Source organism: Actinomadura sp. KC06, from assembly GCF_004348735.1.
Taxonomy (GTDB): Bacteria; Actinomycetota; Actinomycetes; order Streptosporangiales; family Streptosporangiaceae; genus Spirillospora.
In genome coordinates, this window is sequence record NZ_SMKT01000162.1 from 1 (window position 1) to 19949 (window position 19949).

Sequence of the window (19949 nt, forward strand, 5' to 3'; positions counted from 1 at the left end):
GGGTTCTGGGGGTGGGGGTTTCGGGTGTGGTCTTAACCATGTTTTCCTCCTTCCGTAACGGAGCGTCTCACATCAGACGCGCTCCGTAGTGAGAATCGAACTGACCGGATACGACCGGTTGCGTACGGTCAGTTGGCTTGCTGCTGCGGGCCCGGCTTCCGCTGGGCGTTGATCTCCTGGAAGCGCTCACGCGCTGCCGCGCGCTCGTCGACGGCGGGCAGGCCGCGCTCGTCCACCTCGGTGGGCGTGAGGGGTGTCTTGATCGTTGCGAGGATCGGCCGCTGGACCGGCGCGGGCGGCTTCTCGGCAGTGGCCTGGCCCGCAACGGCCGTGAGGGGCGGCGCGGTCGGTGCCGTCTGGACGGCCTCGACGATGTCCGCCAGGTCGCCCTCGGCCATGCCGTCCATGTACGGGATCAGATGCTTGATGGGGCGCGGCGACCGCCGCCTCAATTCCTTCACCACAGCGGCGGACTCGAGATCGGTCAGTCCGTATCGGCTGTGCAGGCGGCGGGCTGCCGCGCGCTCGTCCGCGGCCTGACTGACTCCTCTTCTCTCTCCTCCTGGATCCTCCTTCTCCTCTGTCCCACGGTTTCCGTGGGACGTCCCGTCGGATTCCGTGGGACGTTCCGCCGGATTCCGTGGGACGTCTCCACCAGAAACCGTGGGACGTTCATCCGCCGGATTCCGTGGGACGTCCGGGTCGTCCACCGTTTTCCGTGGGGCGTCGCCCCGCGGAAGAGCGAGCCGGTACCGCACCGTCCGGGACCCGCCCGACCTCGGCGCCGGACGCCGGTCGGCGACGATCGCGCCCTCCTTCAGCAACGGCGCGACCGCCCGCTCAACGGCCCGGATGTCCTTCTCCTCGATCGGCGCCTCCCGGCCGAGGGCGTGCTCGGCGAGCGCGCCGTGCCCCTGCCCGAACCACGGCTCATCGTCGGAGTCCTTCGAGATCAGAGCCATGTAGATGAGCAGTTGCATCGACAGCGGCGGGACCTTGCCAGCCCAGGTGGCGTAGGCGGATTTCACGTTCTGCGCTCCCATCAGGTGCGCGGCCTTTCAGGCATGCGGAGTTCACCCAAGGTCAGGGCGTAAGTGGATGGCGCGACGACCAAGGGCGTCGACGGATGTGGGCCGGGATTGGCTGCTCGGGTGACAGCTGTGCTCTAGCTAGGTGCGACCGAGGGCGTTACGGCGTGCCTGATGCCTTTCGTAAGCCCTCCATGCGGAAGGAGACGCCTTCGGGTGCGGCGCGTAGTAGTACGTGGGTGGATGGGTGAGATGCCAGGCATTCCGCTGGTATCGCTCGGCCTCTGCACTCGCCTTCTCTCCCCTGTCCACATAGCGCATAAGGCTGTTGCACTTGGCGCAGAGGATGCCGCGAACGGCGTAACAGAGCGAAATGCGGCGGTCGTGGTCGATGAAGAGCTTGCTGCCAGGAACCTCTGACTCCGGAGCACCGCAGATCTCACAACGTCCGCGCGAACGCCCCCAAAGGGCTTCGAACTCTTCGCAGGAGATCCGGTAGACGAGGTGCTGGCACGTCTGATGCCCCACGAGATCAGCGAGTGTCGGTGTCGCCGTTCTTTGGTGCCGGCCGTCTCGGCAAATCGTCAGTCTCGCCGATGTACCAGCGGACGAACTCCCGCAGCACTTTGGAGCGGTCGAGTTCAGGCTCTGCATTGGCGACGGCTTCGCCGAACCGGCCCCACATGTCATCGCTCATGCGGACGCGGCGGAACGGCGTATCGGCCACGTCGCCTCCGATCATCTTTAGGGGCAAGGCCGATCCTCTCATGGTTCCTCCTGTGCGGTTGTCTGTAGCTACAGCCTGACCTACAGTGGCGCTACAGGGCAAGCCCGCACGAAAAGAGATCCGCAATGTCCCGAAGATCCACGTCGGTGGTGGCGTTCGTCGCCGTCAGCGTCGTCGCCGGCGTCCCCGCCGCGCTCGCCATCACCGTCTACGCGGTCCTCGTCGCTCTCACCGTCACGGCAGCCACCACGGCCGCGAAGAGGCGCGCCCCCCATGCCTAGCCGCAGCCAAGTCCGCCCGCGCACGTCGGCGCGCAGCCTGCTCGGCGGGGTCCTCCTGTCCGCCGCGCTGCTCTACGTCACCCGGGACCTGACCGTCCCCGTCTGCGTCCTCTACGCCGTCATCGTCGTCTCGACCGTCCTGACGGCCCGGGCGTACATCGCGCAGGACCGGGCCGTCCTACGCGCCGACGAGCAGCAGCGCCGCGCCGACATCCTGGCCAGCCCTCGGCCAACCGACGGCGTCACCGCGCTCCGCTACGGCGACCCCGACGAGCGCGTCGGTCATGCCGACCGCGAAGCCGTCCTCGAGCTGCTCGGCGAGCGCTACGCCACCGGGCACCTCACCGCAGACGAACACGAGGCACGTGCGACCGAAGCCACCCAGGCCCGCACCCGCAGCCAGCTCGCGCACGTCCTCCGCAACCTGCCCTGACCATCCGAAGGAGGCCCATGAAATTCACTCTGTTCGGCCGCCGTATCGAGGCGACCCCCCCCCGATCCGGATCCGCCCCGCCACACGATGCGGTGCCTGCAGCGACCGCGGCTGGTTCTTCACCGTCGGCACCCTCAACCCGGTCAAGCCGCCCGAGAACTGCTCCGGAGCGACCCTGTGCGGCTGCGGCGCCGCCGAACACCGCGTCCGCGCCCTCCGCCGCAACCGGCGCCGCATGGGCCGCCGCGACCGCTTCTACTCCCGCATGGGCATCCGCAGGCGCCTGCTCCTGGGCGTCACCCGCGGCCGCCTCGGGCGCGGCGAACCCCCGTTCTAGCCGAGACGAAGCCATGCCCACCCGGCCCGGGGCCAACCGACACAGCAGCGCCCAGGGCCGGGCACCGTCCGATCACCAGACGAGCGACCGACCCGAAGGGGCCGATCATGAGCAAGCGCAATCCCGAACGACCGTGGGCCACCGGCGTCCTTGTCCTCGCCGGCGCGATCAGCCTGTCGTTCAACACCGTTCACAGCGTGGACCACACCAGTCTCGACGCCCCCCTCGCGCTGCTCTACGGCTCCGGGCCCGTCGTCCTGGCCGCCGCGCAGTCCCACGTCGTCGCGCTCCAGGCCGCCCGCGGTGAACTCGTCGACGGATGGCGGCGCGCGTTCACGTTCGGTCTCGTCATCGGCGCGCTCGCGCTGTCCTTCCTCGGGATCTTCGACCTGCTGCAGCACGCCGTCCCCGACCCGATCCCGCTCACGTCCGTGAACGAGCCCGCTGTGCTCACCCCGATCGTGGTGGACCTCATGGCGATCGCCGCGCTCGCCGAGTTGCTCCGGCCGGGGCTGCCCGCACACCGCGCGAACCAGACGCCGCACATCCCGCACGCCGAAGCCCGCACGGCGCCCGCACCCCGCACCGACGACCCGCACCGCACGGAACTCCTCCGCACGGTCCCCGCACCGCGCCGCACGGACGGCCCGCACACCCCCGTCCCCGCACGTCCGCACACCACGCCCCGCACGCAGGAAGCCCCGCAGACCTTCCCCGCCCCGCACGCGGAACCGCCCGCACCCGCAGGCGAGCGTGAGCCCGCATCCCCCGCGCCACACGACAGCCCGCACGCCGCAGCCGCACGCGGAGCCACGGTCACCTCCATCAACGGTGCGGCCACGCGCGCCGAATGGTCCGCACGCATCGCCGACGAGATCCGCACGGCACGCGCCGACGGCCGCACCTGGGAGCCCGACTACGACGACCTCATGGCCCGCACGGGATTCAAGCGCCGCTGGTGCGAAGCCCGCGTGCAGGAAGCCCGCACGGAGGTCGCCCGCACGGACCGTGCCGAGGCCGCACGCCCTCGCGAGCCGCATGCGGACGGCGACGACCCCGAGCGCGCGGACCGCACAGGCACCGACTACTGACCCGCCGCACAGCCCGCACACCCGCACGCGCCCCGCACGACAGGGAGATCCCAGTGCCCGTCGACCTGGACGAGGAACCGGCACCCGGCCCCCAGGCACCCGAGAAGCAGCCACCCTCTACCGGCGTCGGCGAGGACGGCGACGTACTCGAAGGCGTCGTCGTCCGGGCGGACCTTCCGGCCCTGCTACCGGACTGGGTGCGGGACTGGGAGATCGCCAAGGCCCGCGCCGACGTCCGAGCCCGCCGCGCCGCCTACAAGGCCGCCTTCCACGCGCTCCGAACTCCCCGGTACCTGTGGCGCTTCGGCTGGGGCGGAGGCGTCGGGCTCTACCGCGGCAGCCGCGCCCTAGCCGACTGGATCACCCTCGGCGAGTCCCGCGACCTGCGCATACACGCCGCCGGTCAGGCCGAGTACAAGGTCTACCTCGACCTGCTCCACGCCCGGAACGACCACGTCAGGATCCGCGGCATCATCGCGGGCGGCACCGCCACCGCCGTCACCGCCGGCGTTGTGGCACAGGCCCTGCTGCTCCCCCATCCGGTGCTGTGGGTCGAAGGGCTGCTGGCCTGGGCGGTCGCGGCCTGGCACGGCGGCCCCGAGGACGAGACCGGCTTCCTCGACGAGGTGGACGTCCCGGTCCGTCTCGACCTGAACGTCGAGGACATCAACGCCGCGTTCCGCGCCGTTGGCCTGCTGAAAGGCAAGGACGAGGACGAAGACGCCCCCCGCCTGGTGTTCGTCCGCCGCCCCCAGAAGGACGGAGCCGGCTGGTCCACCCTGTTCGACCTGCCCAAAGGCTCGGGAAAGTCCGCAGCCGACGCGCTGAAACTGCGCGACAAGATCGCCGCCGAACTCGGCGTCGACGAGATCCAGCTCGACATGCGGCGGGTGCGGACCCCGCAGGGAGGCCACGCCGGACGGATCTCGATGTGGGTGTGCGACGAGGACCCCTACCTCCAGGACCAGCCCACCCCATCCCCGCTGGTCAAGGCCGACTCCTGGTCGCTGTGGGACCCGATCCCGTTCGGCCGCGACGCCCGTCACAACCGCATCGGCCTGTCCATCATGTGGCAGTCGATGTTCTTCGGCGGCCTCCCACGGCGCGGCAAGACCGCAGCTCAGCGGCTTCTCTCGGCCGCCGGGGCGCTGGATGCGACAGTGCGGCACTGGCTCGCCGACGGCAAGGGTGGCGCCGACTGGCGGCCGATGCGCCGACTCGCGCACCGCATGGTGCTCGGCGCCGAACCCGACGCCGTCCGCGCGCTTGAGGACATGCTCGACGAGGTCATCGCCGACATGGAGGCGACCTACCGCAAGCTCGGCTCCATCCCCACTCACCTCGCCCCAGACGGCAAGCTCACACCGCAGCTCGTCAAGCGGTACGGCCTGTACCTGAACCTGATCACCATCGATGAGCTGCAGGAATACCTGACCGCGATCTCCAGCAAGGAGCGCCGAGAGGCCCTGGTCGACCGGCTGTGCCGCATCGCCCGCCGCGGCCCGGCCGCTGGCTACATCCTCAACGCGGCGTCCCAGCGGCCGGACGCGGACTCGGTCCCTACCCGGCTGCGAGAGACGATCTCCCAGCGCTACAGCACGCAGGTCATCGACCGGGCCAGCTCCGACATGGTCCTCGGCAAGGGCAAGGCCGCGCAGGGCGCCGACGCCTCGATCCTGTCCGAAGACCACGTCGGCGTCGGCGTGCTCGTCACAGGCCCATCCAACTTCGTCACGGTCCTCACCGACTACACCACCGTTCCCGAGTTCGCCGAGATCTGCGAACGCGGACGGGCACTGCGCCTGGCGGCCGCGACACTCAGCGGCGACGCGGCCGACGACGTCCTGGCCGGAGAGGGCCAGGACGTCATCCCCGAGGCGCTGGCCGACGCGCTCACCGTCATGCGGCACGCCAACCGGATGCACACCACCACGCTGCTCAACCAGCTGGTCAACCTCGCCGAGGACGTCTACGGCAATTGGGACGCCGACCGGCTCGCCGAGGAACTGACGGCCGCCGGCGTGGACCGCTCGACCACTCAGGTGAAGATCGACGGCGTCAACCGCAACGGCTGGCACAAGGCGGACCTGATCGCCGCCGCGGAGATGTACGGGGGCGCGCCGTGACCGCCCGGAACCGGCCCGCCAGGGGCCCTCCCGGCCGTCCCTGGAACCCCCCTCTACCGGTGCCTACCTCGCAGGTCAGAGGCACCTACCGGGGGGTCTACCGGCGTAGAGACCCCCGCCTACCGGAGCCGATTGAGGTAGGCACCCAAACCGGACACGTGACCACCCAGTCATGGCCCTTTGAGGAGATCAACATGCCACCCGCAAAACGGACAACCCGAGTCCGATCCCACACCCGCAGCGACGGGACGAAGGTTAAGTCCCACAACCGCGAAGCCGCCGTCGCGCAGGCCAAAGCAGCCTGGGCCGGGGCCGGAATCTCCGGCCTCACCACGCTCGCCTTGGTCTTCGAGATGGGCTTCACGATCATCACCGCCGTCGCGCTCATCATCACCGCGCTCGTCGGCTGGCTCGCCGTCCGCGCCTCAGAGAAGGCCACCAAGAACAAGCGGAAACTCCGCTCCACGACCGCCGCACGCAGGCGAAACACCGGCCGCCGCCCCGCCGCGCGCAAGCGGACCTCGCGCCGCGGCTCGACGGCCAGGAAGCGCCGGTGATGGGGCTCAAGCCCGCCCCGACGCTCGCCTGGGCGGCGTTCGCGGCCGGGCTCGCCACCCAGCACGTCGTCGCCGGCGTTACCGCCGCCGCGGCGTTCGCCGCCATTCACGCCGTGACGAATCGGAGGCGCCCGTGACCGACGAACCGACACGGCCCGGGACCGGCAGCGACGCCGGCTCCGGGCTGTCCGGCCTCGTCCTGCGCCCGGCCGAGTCACTCCAGCCCGCGGGGGCACGGGAACGGAAATTCCCGGAACACGATCTTGATGGGGCTGGCCTGATCCTCACCGCGGCGACCGCGCCGCCGCCCGCCGAGAATCCGGGCCTTGTGTATCTGGCGACGATCGCCGAGGGCGAGAGCCGCCGCGCGATGGCCGGCTGCCTCGACCGCATCGCCGGGCTGTGGGCCGTCCACCTCGACATCGAACCGCCCCAACCGGCCGGGCAGTACTTCGACTGGGCGGCACTGCGCTACCAACACACCGCCGTGATCCGGGCGATGCTCCAGGCCCAGACCAAGCCGGACGGTTCACCGTGGGCACCGTCCTACCGCAACAAGCACCTGGTCGCCCTGCGGATGACGCTCAAGCAGGCGTTCCTCCTCGGCCGGATCGGCGCCGACGACTACATGCGCGCCCGCGAGATCAAAAGCGTGAAGGGCGTCCGCGTCGCGCCCGGCCGGTTCATCTCGCCGGATGAGCATCGGGCGATGGTGGACGCCGCGCTCGCCGACGGCGACCTGATCGGCATACGCGACGCTGCGCTCCTGGCGGCCCTCGACTCCACCGGCTGCCGCCGCGAGGAGCTGGCCAACGCCCGCCGCGACGACTACGACCCCGGCACCCGGACCCTGCTGGTCACTGGAAAGGGCGACAACCAGCGCGAGGTCTACCTCACCGAGACCGCAGCCGCACAGCTCGGCGCCTGGCTCGTCGCCGCCCAGCCACGCGGCCCGCTGTTCCCCGCCTTCGACCGGTGGGGCAACGTCACCGCGGCGCACATGACCTCCAACGGCGTCGGCAGAGTCGTCACCCGCCGCGCCGAGCAGGCCGGCGTCCCCGACGTCACCGCACACGACTACCGGCGGACCTTCGCCAGCAGACTCCTCGATCTCGGCGTTGACCTGGCCACCGTGCAGCGGCTCATGGGCCACGCATCAGCATCGACGACGGCTGGTTACGACCGGCGGCCGGCGGCGGCAATGCGGGCTGCTGTCGATCGAATCAACAGAGCCGACTAACTCCCCCAGGGAGTGCGTGCGAGGACGAGGCCGCGAACGCTGACGGCGCCGGCCTGACGAAGCATCAGGGAGACCTGCGAGGTCTGGGCACCGGTGGTGAATATGTCGTCGAAGAGAATGATGCGTTTGCCCGTCACCGGCTCATTGAGCCGCAGCGCAGCCGCATGCTCTCGCGCCGCCGACATCTTCGCCTGCCAGCTACCCCCGGCAGAGCGGGGGGTCGGCTCCGGCTTGACCAGGACCCGGTAGGGGGCCAGCGGCCAGCGCCCTATCGTGTCCTCGGCAGCGGCCGCGGCCAGGATTCTCTCGATGTGCTGGACCGGCTGTCGGTTCACCGGAGTTGGGTTGCCGAGTATCAGGTCAACATCTGCGACGTCGTCGGCGTGCGCCTCCAGCCAGCCAAGTACGAGTCGGCCGAAGACGTAGGCCCATGCAGCTTTGTCTGCCTGGTACTTGAACGCTCGTATGGCGGCGTCCAGGGGCGATGAGAACATCGCGATGGCATCCACCTTTGCAAAGCCCCGCACGCTGGGGTGCCAGCGACAGATGGTGTTGCTACAAGGGGCGCCGACGGCCACGGTCTGACTGCAGACAGCGCAACGTGATTCGCCTAAGGGAGGAAGCGTTGCTCCCGCACATGCCACGCAGAGTGCGGGAAATCCGTTGATCAAGAATGGGCAGGAATGGCAGTTCGGGAATCCCGCCGGGACCGGAAGGGGGTCAGTGCTCACAGCCCTCCCAGGGCGAGTTGGAGTCGCTGCTGGCTCGCCTGCTGGACCCGTTGAGCCGACCCGAGGCGCCCAAGCACGTCGGCGACCTCGGCGACCTCGACCGCTCGCCCGGCGGTGATCATTTCTGCGGCCCATGGTTCCTGGGTAGCCAATGACCGCAGCAGGAACACCTGCTTGCCGTGCTCCGCGGCGATGCGGGCCTGCAGCTTGGCGCCCGAGGTGCTGGACGCCTCGATCACGATCGTGCCCATGGTCGCTCCGGACATGACCACGTTGCGTTGAGGGAAGGTCCATCGCGCGCCGTTGGCTGTGGGCCAGAACTGTGAGACGAGCGCGCCGCCCTCCTCGAGGATCCGTTCCGCCAGGCCGCGGTTCTGCGCGGGGAAGACCTTGGCGGCAATCCCGGTGCCCATCACGGCTACGGTGCGTCCGCCGACCTCGAGGGTGCCCGTGTGGGCTGCGGTGTCGATTCCGGCCGCCAAGCCGCTGAACACGACGACATCCTCGGCGACCAGCTCGCGGGCCATGCGGGCTGCGCGGGACCGCCCGATCTCGGAAGCTGCACGGGTGCCGACGACGGCTACGGACCGGGCATCGCCGACCTCGAGCTCTCCCTTATAGAACAGGAACGGTGGAAGGTTGGGGACGAGGCGGAGATTCGCGGGGTACTCCTCGTCCAGAACAGTGATCAGCTGGGCGCCGGCCTGGTCGGCGGCCCTGAGTTCAGTATCGACGTGGGCGCGGGCCTGGGTGAGGTCACGCAGGCCCTCCTGGAGGATGGACCGGCCGCGGTGGGCGGCCCTGGAGTCCTCGACAAGCTCACCTGTCATCACCGCGGCGAGCGCATCTGCCGTTTGGCACGATCGGGCAAGCATGCTCCAGTCGAGGAGTTTGCCGTCCACCCGCAGCGCACACAGCGTCAGCAGGTCCCTCTGCTGAGACGTTGTCACGGGCATTGCACGGTCCTCAGATCGTGGGCTTGCGGGTCATCATGGCCCTTGAGCACCAGCGATACCAGCCATTGTCGTCAAGATTGCGCTGGCGCCTCGGGGCGGAACGTGTTCTGGGCATTGTTCAGCCCTGCGTCTTACGTGGCCGACCCTGGTGCATACGTGCCCGGCGCTCGGCGAGTTCACGCAGGCCCTGCTCCAGGTCTGCGACGTCCTGAGCGCTGCCGTGCTCGCGGATGTCTGCAGCCATGTGCTCGAGAATCCGTGCGGAACGGTCGGTTTCGAGGCGGCTCACCACGCGACCGTAGGCGTCCCACATGACCGTGGGGACCCGGATGGGCCTGGTCGGAGTTTTCAGAGGCGGCGGGACGGTCTCGCTCATGAGTCTTCCTGGTTGGTCGGGTTCCGTGAGGTGAGTTTCGCACAAGTATTGCGTAGCTACAAGCTTCCTGTTAATGTGTAGCTACACAACAACTCAACAGTGGACCGCCCCCGAGGCGGACAACGGGCCTCCCGGGACCGGCGCGAGCCGGGGCCCACCCGATACCAACCACAAGGGAGGCACCCGATGTCCACCACCTTCACCACCACCCTCGGCGGCCCGGAGCTCAACCTCCATAACGGCAACGCCCGCGTGGTCCTGGAGCTCCTAGGGCTTCCCGCCGAGGAACCCTGGGGCGATGCACCGGCCGAGGACTTCCTCGGACGGACCCTGGTCGCCCAGGGCCTGCTCGACGTCGCCACCGACGACGCGCACGGGACACCGGCCTTCACCGACGGCCGTGTCACCTACGGCGGCCGCGACCCCGGCCACCTGGCCCGGGTCCTGGTGCAGCTCCAGGAGATCGCCTCCTGGGCGCATCGCCACCACGCGGACGTCACCTGGGACTAGGTCCCGGGCGACGCCCGCCTCCCGGAGCCCCCACCAGGGGCTCCGGGAGGGACACCTCCCTCACTCAGGCAAAGGAACGGAACGTGAAGATCAGCACTCGCATGACCGGCCAGGCCATCTACAACTACGCGACCGAAGCGTGGGACCGGGAGCTGTGGGAGTACTACGACGAAGAGACCGGCGAGGCCATCCCCTCGCACATCGCCGAGGACATCCTCGCCCGCGAGGACGCGCATGGCGCTGTCACCAGCGCCGATTGACCGCGCCCAAGGGCGGAGCGGGCGACCGCTCCGCCCAGGAAGGAGCCCCCGTGGACACGACCACGATCACCCTCGCCGCCCCTCGAACCGCGAAGTCCCCCGCGTTCTTCGGGATCATCTCGGGCGACGGGATCATCGAGGCGGCCGCCTCCCCCGCGAGGGCGATCCGCGCCCTCACCGGCCGCGGCTTTACGATCGGCGCGGCCCCGGCCGCGCTGAAGGTGGCGGCCGAGGACGGCATCGTCACCAGCGCCGCCCACGTCTGATCGAACAAGAGCCCGGCCCCGACTCTGTCGGGGCCGGGCTCTAGTCGTGTCGCAGCCCTACGCGGTGAGGAGGTTGGCGGGGTCGTCGAGCCACAGCATCTGGGTGTAGGGGCCGACGGTCATCCCGAATCGCTCCCGGTCAGGGCGGCCCCAGTCCGTCCATCGCTGGTAGGCGTCGGCGACGTCGTCCCACAGGTCGCGTGGACCGGCCTGCAGCACGCGATGCTCACCTGTGCCGGACTGGCGGCACCGCGCCCACGAGGTGCCGGCCACGTCCGCCAACTCCAGCTCGAAGCCGTCACGGTCACGGGGTACGCCCATGACGTCGGGCAATAGCCCGGCGATCGCGGCGTCCGCGCCGTAGCTGCCGAACGCGACCTGCCGCGGGTCGAGCCTCGTGCCCGTCTCCCGCACCCCGGCCCCGCCGTCCGGGACGTGGAAGGCGGTGCGCTGGCTGCGGAGCATCATGTAGCTGGCGCCGCCCGCGAGCCTGCCGGAGGCGTCGCCGTCGGCGGTGACGGTCAGGTGGAGCTTGTGGCCATCTCCCCACTCCGGCATCCACGGCGCGACGATCCGGCCGCCGGGGCGGGTCTGCTCCACCCACGCGTACGGGACCCGGGTGACGCCGCAGGTGACGTGCACGGCATCGAAGGGGCCGCGGCCGGGCGCGCCGGCGGCTCCGTCCTGGGCGAGGACCTCCACGCCGTACCCGTGCCGGTCGAGCCGCTCGGCGGCCTGCTCGGCGAGGGCAGGGTCGACCTCGATCGTGGTGACGTCCGCGCCGAGCGCGGTCATCAGCGCGGCCGTCCACCCGGTGCCGGTGCCGATCTCCAGCACCCGGTCGCCGGGACGGATGGCCAGCAGTTCCAGGAACGCCGTGACGGCGCCGGGCGAGGACAGCGACGACGTTGCCTCCCCGGTCCCGCCAGCAGGGTCGCCGGCACCGTCGTCGACCTGCGTGACGATGGATGCGTCGGAGTAGACCGCGGTCCACCAGCCGGCCGGATCGGTGCGCTCGTCGACGACGCGGCGCGGCCCGGGCCCGTCCGGTGCGCACCAGCCGCGGGCCGGGGCGAACAGGTGCCGGGGGGCGGCGTGCAGGGCTTCCCGGATCCGCGGGTCGGTGAGGTCGCCGCGGGCCTGGAGCGCGTCGGCGAGCGCCTCGATGTCGGTGGCGGCCTTTCGTGCGGCGGCCGCCGTGGGGGTGGTCACTTATTACCCTTGCCCTTCTCATCCTTCTCCGGCGGTGGGATCGGCTTGCTCGGCTGGTGCGAGTCGCCCTCGGACTTGTCGCCGTGCTTCCCCATGGTGGCCGCCTCCGTCGTCTGCTCGGGGGGTTTCGTCGGGGACGGTACCGGGGCTTGTAGTGACCAGACGGTGAGACTTGTATCCGGTGTGGTGGCCCGCCGCTCCGACCTCCTTACATTGCGACTGACGGGCGTAGCGTGTCAGGTTATGTGAGAGTTGCGGCCACGTCCGGTCACGATCCTATGGCCGTCCGTAAGGACCGTGGCAGGATCTGCTGCATGCCTGAACCTCGGCCTGGTGGCGGGGACTTCAACACGCCCTCGCCTGCTCGTGTCTACGACTACGTACTCGGGGGCTCCGACCATTACGCTGCCGACCGCCAGATGGCCGAGGGCGTCCTGAGGGACTGGCCCGCCCTGGCCACGCTGGCGCCCTCCAACCGCGCCTGGATTCTTCGCGTGGTGCGGATCCTGACCGAAGCCGGGATCGACCAGTTCCTCGATGTCGGCTCTGGTCTGCCAACAGCTGAGGCCGTGCACGAGGTGGCCCAGCGGATCAACCCCGACAGCCGGGTCGTGTACGTCGACAACGATCCGATCGTCGAGTCGCATCGCAGGGCGCTACTCGCCGAGAACGACCTCACCGCGTACGTGCACGCCCCGGCTCAAAACGCCAACACCGTCCTACGGGCAGCGGAGCAGACTCTCGATCCGCGGCAGCCGGTAGCGGTCTTGATGTCCGCGGTCCTGCACTACGTGCCCGAGCCGCCGGCCGAGGTGGTAGCCCCGTACGTGCGGTGGCTGGCCCCGGGCAGCTACCTGGCGATCTCGCACGTGGCTATCGAGGGAAGCGACCCGCAGATGTTGAGCCGAATCGCCCGAGTCTTTCCGCAGCAGACCGTGCGGCACCGCGCGGAGATCGAGGCGGCTTTCGCCGGGCTGGAGCTGCTGGAGCCGGGCTTGGTGGACGTGGAGCGGTGGCGGCCGGATACCGAGGTGTCGCTCACGCCTCAGCGGCTGCTGGCGGGCGTCGGCAAGGTCACCTGAACTCGCCCTGCCCGAGGTCGTGGTGGCCCGCCTTGATGGAGGCGAGCAGCTCAGCGAACGCGGCGGGCGGCAGGAAGGCGATGTCGCCGTCCGGGTGCTTCGAGTCGCGGACTAGCACGGTGCGACCGCCGGCGGCGACCTCGACGCACTGGCCGTGGGCGTCGCTGTGCGAGCTCTTACGCCAGCTGATCGTCGTTCGCACCCCTGCCGCCCTTTGCGTCTAGATACTTCGCCCGTGCGGCGATCACCGTCAGCGTATCGGGGACCGGCATCGCCACCGAGATCAGCCTCTCCCAGCTCCCCAGGAACCGCGCGACACCCTCAGCGTCCTCGACCCACAGGTCTCCGCCCGGCGTCTCCAGATAGACGGCCTCCGGATCAACCGGATCCGCGAACGTCAAGATCGCGAACGGGCCCTGGGCAGGCACGGCACCGGCTCTGAAGGGCAGCAACTGAAGCTTCACGTACGGGAGCTGCGCGACCGTGTGAAGGCGGATGAGCTGCTCCACCATGACCGCAGTGCCGCCCACGAGACTGCGCAGCGACGTCTCGCAGATGATCGCCCATATCTGTATCGGATCCTCACCGAAGAGCCGATGCTGCCGCTCAACACGAAGCGAGACCAGCTCGTCGATCGCCTCGGGCGGCAGGTGCGGCGCGCGCGCGGAGATGAGCGCACGGGCGTAGGACGCCGTCTGCAGAAGGCCGGGAATGATCGTGGGCTCGAAGTTTCGCAGGACAGTGGCTTCGGCCTCGAGCCCGACGTAGGTGGAGTACTCCTGGCTGACGCCGCCGTAGTTGGCCCACCAGCCGCGCCGCCGTCCCTCACTCGCGAGTTTCAGCAGTTCGACGCGCTTCTCGGGCTGGTCCTTTTCACTGACTCCGTACACGTCCAGGAGACGGGCGATGTGAGCCAGGTTGGGCTGCCGCCACTGCCTGGTCTCTGCACGGGAGAGAGTGGACTGGGGCAGTTCTGCGGCTCGTGCCGCCTCGGTGAGGGTGAGTTCAGCTTGCTCACGCAGCCGCCGGAGTTCCAGAGACAGGCGCCGCAGCCGGACAGTAGGGCTGTGGCGCGTCGCCATGGGCGGCTCCTCGTGGTCTGTCTGTGATCTCAAGACTAGTCGGGAGACCGCAACCCTAGGAAGATCCGCAAAATTCAAGCTGACTTGCATATTGCGAATCAAGGGGAGGGATGTGACCCTAGAGGCAGTTCGAGGGGAGGTTCTGGAAGCGGGACCTTACCCACCCAATCCCCCGGGCCCGTGGTGACGCCCGCTTCCAGACGCCCCTTCAGTCATCTCCGGCCACGACCGTGAACCGGTCGGCCGGCAGCGTCTGCTCTGTCCCGTCGGGGTGGGTCACGACCAGGACCGGCACGCCGAGCGGCAGTTGGTGCTCGCGGCGCTCAGCCTCGCTCGGCATCCGTGCTGAGATCTCTGCACCTGCCGCAACCGGCACTGCGGTCTTGTCCCGTTCCGGAAGGACCCTCGTCCCCACCCGGGGAATTGTCTGGATCAGGCCCTCGCCGCGCAGGATCGTCAGCGCTTCCCGCACGGTGGCGCGGCTGACATGGAACCACTCCGTGAGGTGATATTCGGCAGGGAGCACCTGACCGGGGCGGAACTCCCCGTCTCGGATCCGCGCGCGGAGGTCGTCGGCGACCTGCTTGACGACCGGCCGGTCCGACGTTGGATCCACGGGGCGGTGTTCCATGCCGCGCGACGTTACGAACAGCACACACGAAGATCACTTGTGCGTATGTACGTACAAGACACCACTGCTCAGGCGGACACCCGGAGCGCAGAACGCCCCGCGCTTACGGCCGGAAGGCCCGCGGGGGCGTCCCCGGGATGTGATCAGCGCCAGGCGCCGTCGAGCCGCTCGGCAGCGGCGAAGCTGCCGTCGGCGACGCGGCGAGAAACCTCGTCCCACTCGCGGATCACACGCCGCTTCCCGGCAGGGATGCCCGGCCAAGCCTCCCGGGTGACCGGCTTGCCGGAGTAGATGGGGTCCCAGCCGATCGCGTGGAAGGCGCCGACCTCGGCGGCGACGGTCTTCAGTGCGTGGATGGCGCGGCGGTGGTACCACTTGCTCACGGCCGTGACCGCCAGGCCGGCGGCGAGCGCCTCGCGGACGAAGGGGAGGGCGAACTCCACGTTCTGCCAGGTGTTCGCCGAGCGGTCTTCGACGCGGATGACGTCCTCCGGTACGCCCCGTTCGGTGAGCAGTTCCCGGAACACCTGGCCCTCGACGATCCCGTTGTGCCGGTTGACGCCGCCGGTCGCGATGATCAGCGGAGCGAGCCCCTGGTGATACCGCGCGGCTGCGATCTCTACCGGCGGGAGCTGGTTGGTCCCGAAGAGGAAGTACGCGGTCGGCTCGCCGGCAGGCGGCGGCGCCTCGACGTCCACGAACCGGGTGATCTCAGGAAACTGCTCAGGCTTGACGTCGGTCATCCAGATCCTCAGCGGCGGCGGCCAGCAGCAGGGCGGCCATGCTCGTCCCGCTGACGATCTTCCCAGCGTCCACCAACTCACGAACGTCGGCGAGCGGCACCCACTCGATCCGCTCTGCCTCCCAATCCTCGGCCGGTGGACCGATGTGGGTGGCGCCGTCCGCCCAAAAGATGTAGTGGCGGCTGTCGCTGATGCCCGGTGTGGGGTGCACGATGGTCAGCGGACGCATCGGACCGGGCCTCCACCCCGTCTCCTCCTCCACCTCGCGTGCGGCGGCTAGCTCGGGCGCCTCTCCGTCCCTGACGCCGCCGATCGGGATCTCGTAGCCCCACGCGTCGGTGATGAACCGGTGTCGCCACTCCAGCAGGACCCGCCGCTGCGCGTCGACCACGACCGCGCCGGCGCCCGCCTCAGACCGGATGACGCGGTGGTCCAGGTGGCGGCCGCCGGTGATCTCGACATCGGCGAGGCGGATGTCGAGCCAGGGGTCGGTGTAGAGCGGCTTCTCGGAATGGACCTTCCAGCGCACGGTACGGGCTCCCTTGTCCGGTGGGCGCGGATCGCCCGTCACGCTACTGGTCGCGGTGGAGCTGGAGTGCGGCGCGTTCACGAAACGCGCGCACGTCGGCGGCGTCGTAGCGGGCGAGGGCACGGGAAAGGCCGGTGACGCGGTCATGTAGCCGCCCCGACTCCATGCCCTCGGTGTGGTCCAGCATCCGCTGCCCGGTCGCCGCGGCGTGCTCGGCGTCGCCGCGGTCCCCTTGAACCTGCGCGAGGGTCGCGAGCCGGTGCGCCTGACCTCGCAGGTGGGTCCCGTTGGAAGGGCGGACGGCCTGCTCGGCGTAGGTTTCGGCGGCGGAAAGGTCACCGAGACGGCGGAGCACCTCGGCGTGCTGGGTTTCCAGCAGGCCGGGCTGCACATACCCGGTCTCCGGTGGCTCGTTCTCCGGCCGGATCTGGATGCCTTCGGCCTCGGTCATGTGGCGGTGGCTGCCGCGGGTGTCGCCGATCCACGCGTACGCCTTGGCCTGCAGCGTGTGCAGATCCACCATCAGCGCCGGGGACAGGTGCCCGCCTGCGCCGCGCAGCGCCGTCTGCGCGTACTGCAGCACGCGCCGGTAGTCCCGGCGGTACATCGCCTGGTTGGCCAGCAGCGCCAGACAGTAGCCGCCGAACCCGCGATGGCCGCTGGCCTTCGCCATCCGCAGGGCATGCAGCAGATACCGCTGGGCGAGGGCCTGGCGGTCGGCGTCGTAGGCGGAGATCCCGGCCAGCGCGACGAGCCCGCCGGTCGCGCGCAGCAGTTCCCGGCCGGTGCGGTCGTCGTACCCGCCGCGAACCAGCGGCCCGACCTGGTTGTTGAGGTAGGCGACGATACGCGGTCGCACCGGGATCCCGCCGACGCGGCGGTACATCTGCTCGTACCGGTCGCGTGCCGCCCGGACCCGGGCGACGTCGCCGGAGCCGACCGCGAGCGGGCCGCGGTGGGAGACGTCGATGTCGTCCGGCGGGTTCTCCCACGTGAACACCGGTGCGACTGCCGCGTTGCCCGCGAGCATCCGGGTTTGCTCGACGGCTTCGCGCTGCTTGTGGTCGCCGCGCCAGAGGGCGGCGGCCTGGTCGATCGCCGTTCGCAGCGGCGTGTCCGACAGGTCGCCGTGCTGGGCGCGGTCCATGCCGATGTCGGCGAGTGTGAGCGCCCGGCCGAGAGCGGCACCTAGGACTCGGCAGATCCGTTCCGGGGCATCGCCTCGGGGGATAGCGTTGTCGCGGATCCAGCGCCGCACCGACGCGTGGTCGTACCGGCTCGCATGGCCTTGGTTGAGTCGGCTTGCCAGCCCGGCGTAGGACATCCCGGCTTCGTCGATCAGGGCGTCTAGCAGCAGATTCGCCTCGGCCACGACGCGCCTCCTTGCTGGTGGTTACCGGCAGTGTAGGAGCGCGGCCACCAGGTGCGGCGCGCATCGCGGGCACTTCTTTCACACCCCGTGTGAACCCTTCGCCATCACCTGCATCCGCTCACACCTCCCCGCTCGCGCGAGTTCGGGCTTGGCTGGCACCAACTCGTTACCGCAGGAGAGCAGCCGATGACCGACCGGTCCCGCCAAGCACAGCCCGACGAATGGGAGGTCTGGACGTCCGCCTTGGACGGTGCCACGACCTGGTGGGCCACACGCAATCGCCTTCTCACCGAATCGGAGATGCGGGAGGGGAAGGTCCACACCCTCCGCGCCGAGACCGAGGACGGGCTCCGCGCGCTCCTGAACGAGCAGTCCCCACGACCCACCGGCGGCGCCGCCGCGCCTCACCCAGCGATCGAGACCGGAGCAAAATCGTGACCCCGCCCGAACCTGCTAAGAGCCTCGCCGAGCTACTCGAAGATTTCCCCGATTTCGCGTGCCGGTATGACCCGTGCCTACGGGCGCCGTGGGAGGCGACCCGGAAGGAGTTCGGCGGCCCGGCCGGCGGCGGGTACATCGTGATGCGTGCGGAGACCGCGCCGGGGCTCCGGGATCTGATCGACGGCGCGCTCCAGATGGAGGCGCAGCGCGCCGCCGAGGGCGCCGCGCGGGCGGTGGGCACGGGCACGTCGGGGCGGTGCGTCCGGTGACGCAGCTCGGCGCAGAGACCATTCCCGGCGCGGCGGCAGCGAGCGTCCCGGATCTGCCGGAGGACGACAGCGACCTCAAGCAGATGTTCAAGGACGCGTTCCCCGGCTGGTCGATCATCAAGACCGACCGGGGGAATTGGTGGGCGACTCGGACGACGGTGGACCGCGAGGACCTGTCGAACGAAGACCCCTCGGCCCTGGAAGCGAAAACGCCCGCCGAGCTCTGGGGCAAGTTGCAGGCCGCATCCCGGTGACTCCCGCGCCCCTTGGTCAAACGTGGCTGCCAGGGGCGCGGGCAGGGCGGCGCGCCCCGGGCAATCCCCGTGGCGTCGGGGCGCGTCGGCCCTTCAACACGGCACCCATCCCCCAGCGTGCGCGGGCGGGCATCCTCGGTCCGCCCGCCCGCGCACACCCCCCATCGTTCGCCCGGCCCTGGGCGACCTGACCATAGAGAGCCCCCCCACATGCTGCTCACCACGATGTCCCTCAACTTCCAGTACGCGGGACGTACGGACAGCCGCGGCCGTCCCGACGACCGGTGGCCTGACCAGGTCGACATCATCCGGAAGGTCAACCCCGACCTCCTGTTCGGCCAGGAGGCCCACGGCTGGATGAGCGATCCTCGCCTGCAGGCCGACGCCGAGGACGACCTGGGCATGCGCGCCCACGTCGCACCGTCCAGGTCGGGGGCGCACACCGTGTTGATGTTCCGCCCCGACGTTCTGCGGTGGCGGCAGTGGGAGACCAAGTACGCCTACGAGACCCACCACGGGTTCGGCGTCGGCGTGTTCGACATCATCGCCGACCCGGAGGTGAAGGTTCCGCTCACCGCCCTCACCGGGCATCTGATCCCGTACTCGGTGCAGAAAGCCTCGATCGAGGCTCAGGTGTGGATCGGCCGCCTCTACCGGTACGGCGGGATGGGCGTGATCGGCGCCGACGTCAACTCTCAAGGTGTCGCCGACGACGACCCGGACTGGTGCGCCGTCCCGCCCTACAACCGCTCCGCACGCTGCCACCGCCGGATCGGCCCGGACGGGCCTTGGCTGGGGAACCCCCTCGTCGCGCAGACACTGAGTGACGGTGACCTGTTCGACGTCGCGAACCTCATCTCCGCGCGCCTGGACGACCCGGTGGCGGACAAGGAGCTGTTCGCACCAACCGGCCACCACGGCGGAGTCCGCACCGACCAGTTCTGGGTCACCCGCAACATGTGCGAAGCCGTGACCGGGTACCGCCGGATCGCCACCGGGAAGGCCGGCGACCACGACGGGGTGGTCTCGACCTACGAGACCACCGCGCTGCACCACGCCGAGTACTTCGAGTGGGTGTGACATGGGTGTGAACGGCGAGCGCCGCCTGGACGACCGGGACCGCCGGGACGACGGCCCGGACGAGAAGCTGCTGCAGGTCCTCTACTACTCCACCTGGCTCACCCCGACGTGGCTCATGCCCATGTGGCGCACCCACACCGGGGCCCGGCCCTGGTTCGGCCCCTGGCTCAAGCGCAGGCTCGGCGGCTGCCGGGTCCTCGGCCGCCGATCACGGGGCGGCCACCCCTAGACCCCGTGGCCCGGGCCGGCGGCGCGCGCCCGGGGCCACGGCACCAGCCCCCAGAGCGCGTCGGGAGGACCCATGTACACAACGCCTGTCCCTTATACACATCAGA

Annotated in this window: 28 protein-coding genes; 16 read left to right on the forward strand and 12 right to left on the reverse strand. The window is 69.9% G+C overall.

The window, feature by feature from the left end; all coding sequences use genetic code 11:
- Positions 1-128: 128 nt before the first annotated feature.
- Together E1287_RS34620 and E1287_RS44200 are read right to left on the reverse strand one after the other, a co-directional pair.
- Positions 129-1028 carry a hypothetical protein gene (locus tag E1287_RS34620; RefSeq protein ID WP_165969339.1) on the reverse strand — a complete coding sequence of 300 codons (900 nt, stop codon included), beginning with the start codon at positions 1026-1028 and terminating at the stop codon, positions 129-131.
- 532 nt (positions 1029-1560) lie between these two features.
- Positions 1561-1797: a hypothetical protein gene (locus E1287_RS44200; protein ID WP_165969341.1), complete on the reverse strand. Its 237-nt coding sequence runs from the start codon at positions 1795-1797 to the stop codon at positions 1561-1563.
- A gap of 83 nt (positions 1798-1880) precedes the next feature.
- On the opposite strand from E1287_RS44200, the gene E1287_RS44205 reads away from it, so the two are divergent.
- From E1287_RS44205 to E1287_RS34650, 7 genes are all read left to right on the forward strand, one after another.
- The gene (locus E1287_RS44205) at positions 1881-2036 is read left to right on the forward strand and encodes a hypothetical protein (protein ID WP_165969342.1); all 156 of its coding nucleotides are present in this window, start codon (positions 1881-1883) and stop codon (positions 2034-2036) included.
- Positions 2029-2469, forward strand: a complete 441-nt coding sequence (locus E1287_RS34630) for a DUF1707 domain-containing protein (RefSeq protein WP_131969498.1) — start codon at positions 2029-2031, stop codon at positions 2467-2469. Before E1287_RS44205 ends, E1287_RS34630 begins: the two co-directional genes overlap by 8 nt.
- Positions 2470-2913: 444 nt before the next feature.
- Positions 2914-3897 carry a hypothetical protein gene (locus E1287_RS34635; RefSeq protein WP_131969499.1) on the forward strand — a complete coding sequence of 328 codons (984 nt, stop codon included), beginning with the start codon at positions 2914-2916 and terminating at the stop codon, positions 3895-3897.
- A gap of 53 nt (positions 3898-3950) precedes the next feature.
- Positions 3951-6023, forward strand: a complete 2073-nt coding sequence (locus E1287_RS34640; protein WP_131969500.1) for a cell division protein FtsK — start codon at positions 3951-3953, stop codon at positions 6021-6023.
- Between the two features lie 194 nt (positions 6024-6217).
- The gene (locus tag E1287_RS34645) at positions 6218-6580 is read left to right on the forward strand and encodes a hypothetical protein (RefSeq protein WP_131969501.1); all 363 of its coding nucleotides are present in this window, start codon (positions 6218-6220) and stop codon (positions 6578-6580) included.
- Positions 6580-6717 carry a hypothetical protein gene (locus E1287_RS44210; protein WP_165969343.1) on the forward strand — a complete coding sequence of 46 codons (138 nt, stop codon included), beginning with the start codon at positions 6580-6582 and terminating at the stop codon, positions 6715-6717. The genes E1287_RS34645 and E1287_RS44210 overlap by 1 nt, the downstream gene beginning before the upstream one ends.
- On the forward strand, positions 6714-7820 hold the full coding sequence (locus tag E1287_RS34650) for a tyrosine-type recombinase/integrase (protein WP_131969502.1): 1107 nt from the start codon (positions 6714-6716) through the stop codon (positions 7818-7820). The genes E1287_RS44210 and E1287_RS34650 overlap by 4 nt, the downstream gene beginning before the upstream one ends.
- Here the strand turns inward: E1287_RS34650 and E1287_RS34655 are convergent.
- The 3 genes from E1287_RS34655 to E1287_RS34665 form a co-directional block, all read right to left on the reverse strand.
- The gene (locus E1287_RS34655; RefSeq protein ID WP_131969503.1) at positions 7817-8398 is read right to left on the reverse strand and encodes a ComF family protein; all 582 of its coding nucleotides are present in this window, start codon (positions 8396-8398) and stop codon (positions 7817-7819) included. The two genes, E1287_RS34650 and E1287_RS34655, sit on opposite strands and share 4 nt — an antisense overlap.
- 149 nt (positions 8399-8547) lie before the next feature.
- On the reverse strand, positions 8548-9507 hold the full coding sequence (locus E1287_RS34660; RefSeq protein ID WP_131969504.1) for a DNA-processing protein DprA: 960 nt from the start codon (positions 9505-9507) through the stop codon (positions 8548-8550).
- 118 nt (positions 9508-9625) lie between these two features.
- Entirely contained in the window at positions 9626-9883 is a 258-nt protein-coding gene (locus E1287_RS34665) for a hypothetical protein (RefSeq protein ID WP_131969505.1), read from the reverse strand.
- A gap of 186 nt (positions 9884-10069) precedes the next feature.
- On the opposite strand from E1287_RS34665, the gene E1287_RS34670 reads away from it, so the two are divergent.
- The 3 genes from E1287_RS34670 (at position 10070) to E1287_RS34675 (ending at position 10919) form a co-directional block, all read left to right on the forward strand.
- Entirely contained in the window at positions 10070-10393 is a 324-nt protein-coding gene (locus E1287_RS34670; protein WP_131969506.1) for a hypothetical protein, read from the forward strand.
- A gap of 83 nt (positions 10394-10476) precedes the next feature.
- Positions 10477-10653: a hypothetical protein gene (locus E1287_RS44215; protein WP_165969344.1), complete on the forward strand. Its 177-nt coding sequence runs from the start codon at positions 10477-10479 to the stop codon at positions 10651-10653.
- A 50-nt stretch (positions 10654-10703) separates the two neighbouring features.
- A complete protein-coding gene (locus E1287_RS34675; protein ID WP_131969507.1) occupies positions 10704-10919 on the forward strand; it encodes a hypothetical protein in 216 nt (71 codons plus the stop codon).
- Between the two features lie 57 nt (positions 10920-10976).
- Here E1287_RS34675 and E1287_RS34680 read toward each other — a convergent pair whose 3' ends face one another.
- Positions 10977-12131 carry a methyltransferase domain-containing protein gene (locus E1287_RS34680; RefSeq protein ID WP_131969508.1) on the reverse strand — a complete coding sequence of 385 codons (1155 nt, stop codon included), beginning with the start codon at positions 12129-12131 and terminating at the stop codon, positions 10977-10979.
- Positions 12132-12445: 314 nt separating this feature from the next.
- Here E1287_RS34680 and E1287_RS34685 point away from each other — a divergent pair, with 314 nt between their 5' ends.
- Entirely contained in the window at positions 12446-13213 is a 768-nt protein-coding gene (locus tag E1287_RS34685; RefSeq protein ID WP_165969345.1) for an SAM-dependent methyltransferase, read from the forward strand.
- On the opposite strand, the gene E1287_RS34690 is transcribed toward E1287_RS34685, so the two are convergent.
- The 6 genes from E1287_RS34690 to E1287_RS34715 all read right to left on the reverse strand — a co-directional run bounded on the left by E1287_RS34690 (position 13206) and on the right by E1287_RS34715 (position 17570).
- Positions 13206-13415, reverse strand: coding sequence for a DUF397 domain-containing protein (locus E1287_RS34690; RefSeq protein WP_131969510.1), 210 nt, complete (start codon positions 13413-13415; stop codon positions 13206-13208). The genes E1287_RS34685 and E1287_RS34690 overlap by 8 nt on opposite strands.
- Complete coding sequence (locus E1287_RS34695) at positions 13390-14295, reverse strand: helix-turn-helix transcriptional regulator (RefSeq protein WP_165969346.1); 906 nt, start codon at positions 14293-14295, stop codon at positions 13390-13392. The genes E1287_RS34690 and E1287_RS34695 overlap by 26 nt, the downstream gene beginning before the upstream one ends.
- Before the next feature lie 208 nt (positions 14296-14503).
- Positions 14504-14926, reverse strand: coding sequence for a winged helix-turn-helix domain-containing protein (locus tag E1287_RS34700; RefSeq protein WP_131969512.1), 423 nt, complete (start codon positions 14924-14926; stop codon positions 14504-14506).
- A gap of 143 nt (positions 14927-15069) precedes the next feature.
- Complete coding sequence (locus E1287_RS34705; RefSeq protein WP_131969513.1) at positions 15070-15669, reverse strand: YdcF family protein; 600 nt, start codon at positions 15667-15669, stop codon at positions 15070-15072.
- Positions 15650-16198: an NUDIX hydrolase gene (locus tag E1287_RS34710; RefSeq protein ID WP_131969514.1), complete on the reverse strand. Its 549-nt coding sequence runs from the start codon at positions 16196-16198 to the stop codon at positions 15650-15652. Before E1287_RS34710 ends, E1287_RS34705 begins: the two co-directional genes overlap by 20 nt.
- A 43-nt stretch (positions 16199-16241) precedes the next feature.
- Positions 16242-17570 (reverse strand): transcriptional regulator, encoded by a 1329-nt coding sequence (locus E1287_RS34715; protein WP_243719636.1) that lies wholly within the window; start codon positions 17568-17570, stop codon positions 16242-16244.
- 186 nt (positions 17571-17756) lie between these two features.
- Between E1287_RS34715 and E1287_RS34720 the strand changes: the two genes are divergently transcribed.
- From E1287_RS34720 to E1287_RS34740, 5 genes are all read left to right on the forward strand, one after another.
- On the forward strand, positions 17757-18008 hold the full coding sequence (locus tag E1287_RS34720; RefSeq protein WP_131969515.1) for a hypothetical protein: 252 nt from the start codon (positions 17757-17759) through the stop codon (positions 18006-18008).
- A complete protein-coding gene (locus E1287_RS34725) occupies positions 18005-18280 on the forward strand; it encodes a hypothetical protein (protein ID WP_131969516.1) in 276 nt (91 codons plus the stop codon). The genes E1287_RS34720 and E1287_RS34725 overlap by 4 nt, the downstream gene beginning before the upstream one ends.
- Positions 18277-18534: a hypothetical protein gene (locus tag E1287_RS34730; RefSeq protein WP_131969517.1), complete on the forward strand. Its 258-nt coding sequence runs from the start codon at positions 18277-18279 to the stop codon at positions 18532-18534. The genes E1287_RS34725 and E1287_RS34730 overlap by 4 nt, the downstream gene beginning before the upstream one ends.
- A gap of 210 nt (positions 18535-18744) precedes the next feature.
- A complete protein-coding gene (locus tag E1287_RS34735) occupies positions 18745-19614 on the forward strand; it encodes a hypothetical protein (RefSeq protein ID WP_131969518.1) in 870 nt (289 codons plus the stop codon).
- Between the two features lies 1 nt (position 19615).
- Positions 19616-19843 (forward strand): hypothetical protein, encoded by a 228-nt coding sequence (locus E1287_RS34740; RefSeq protein WP_131969519.1) that lies wholly within the window; start codon positions 19616-19618, stop codon positions 19841-19843.
- Positions 19844-19949: the final 106 nt, after the last annotated feature.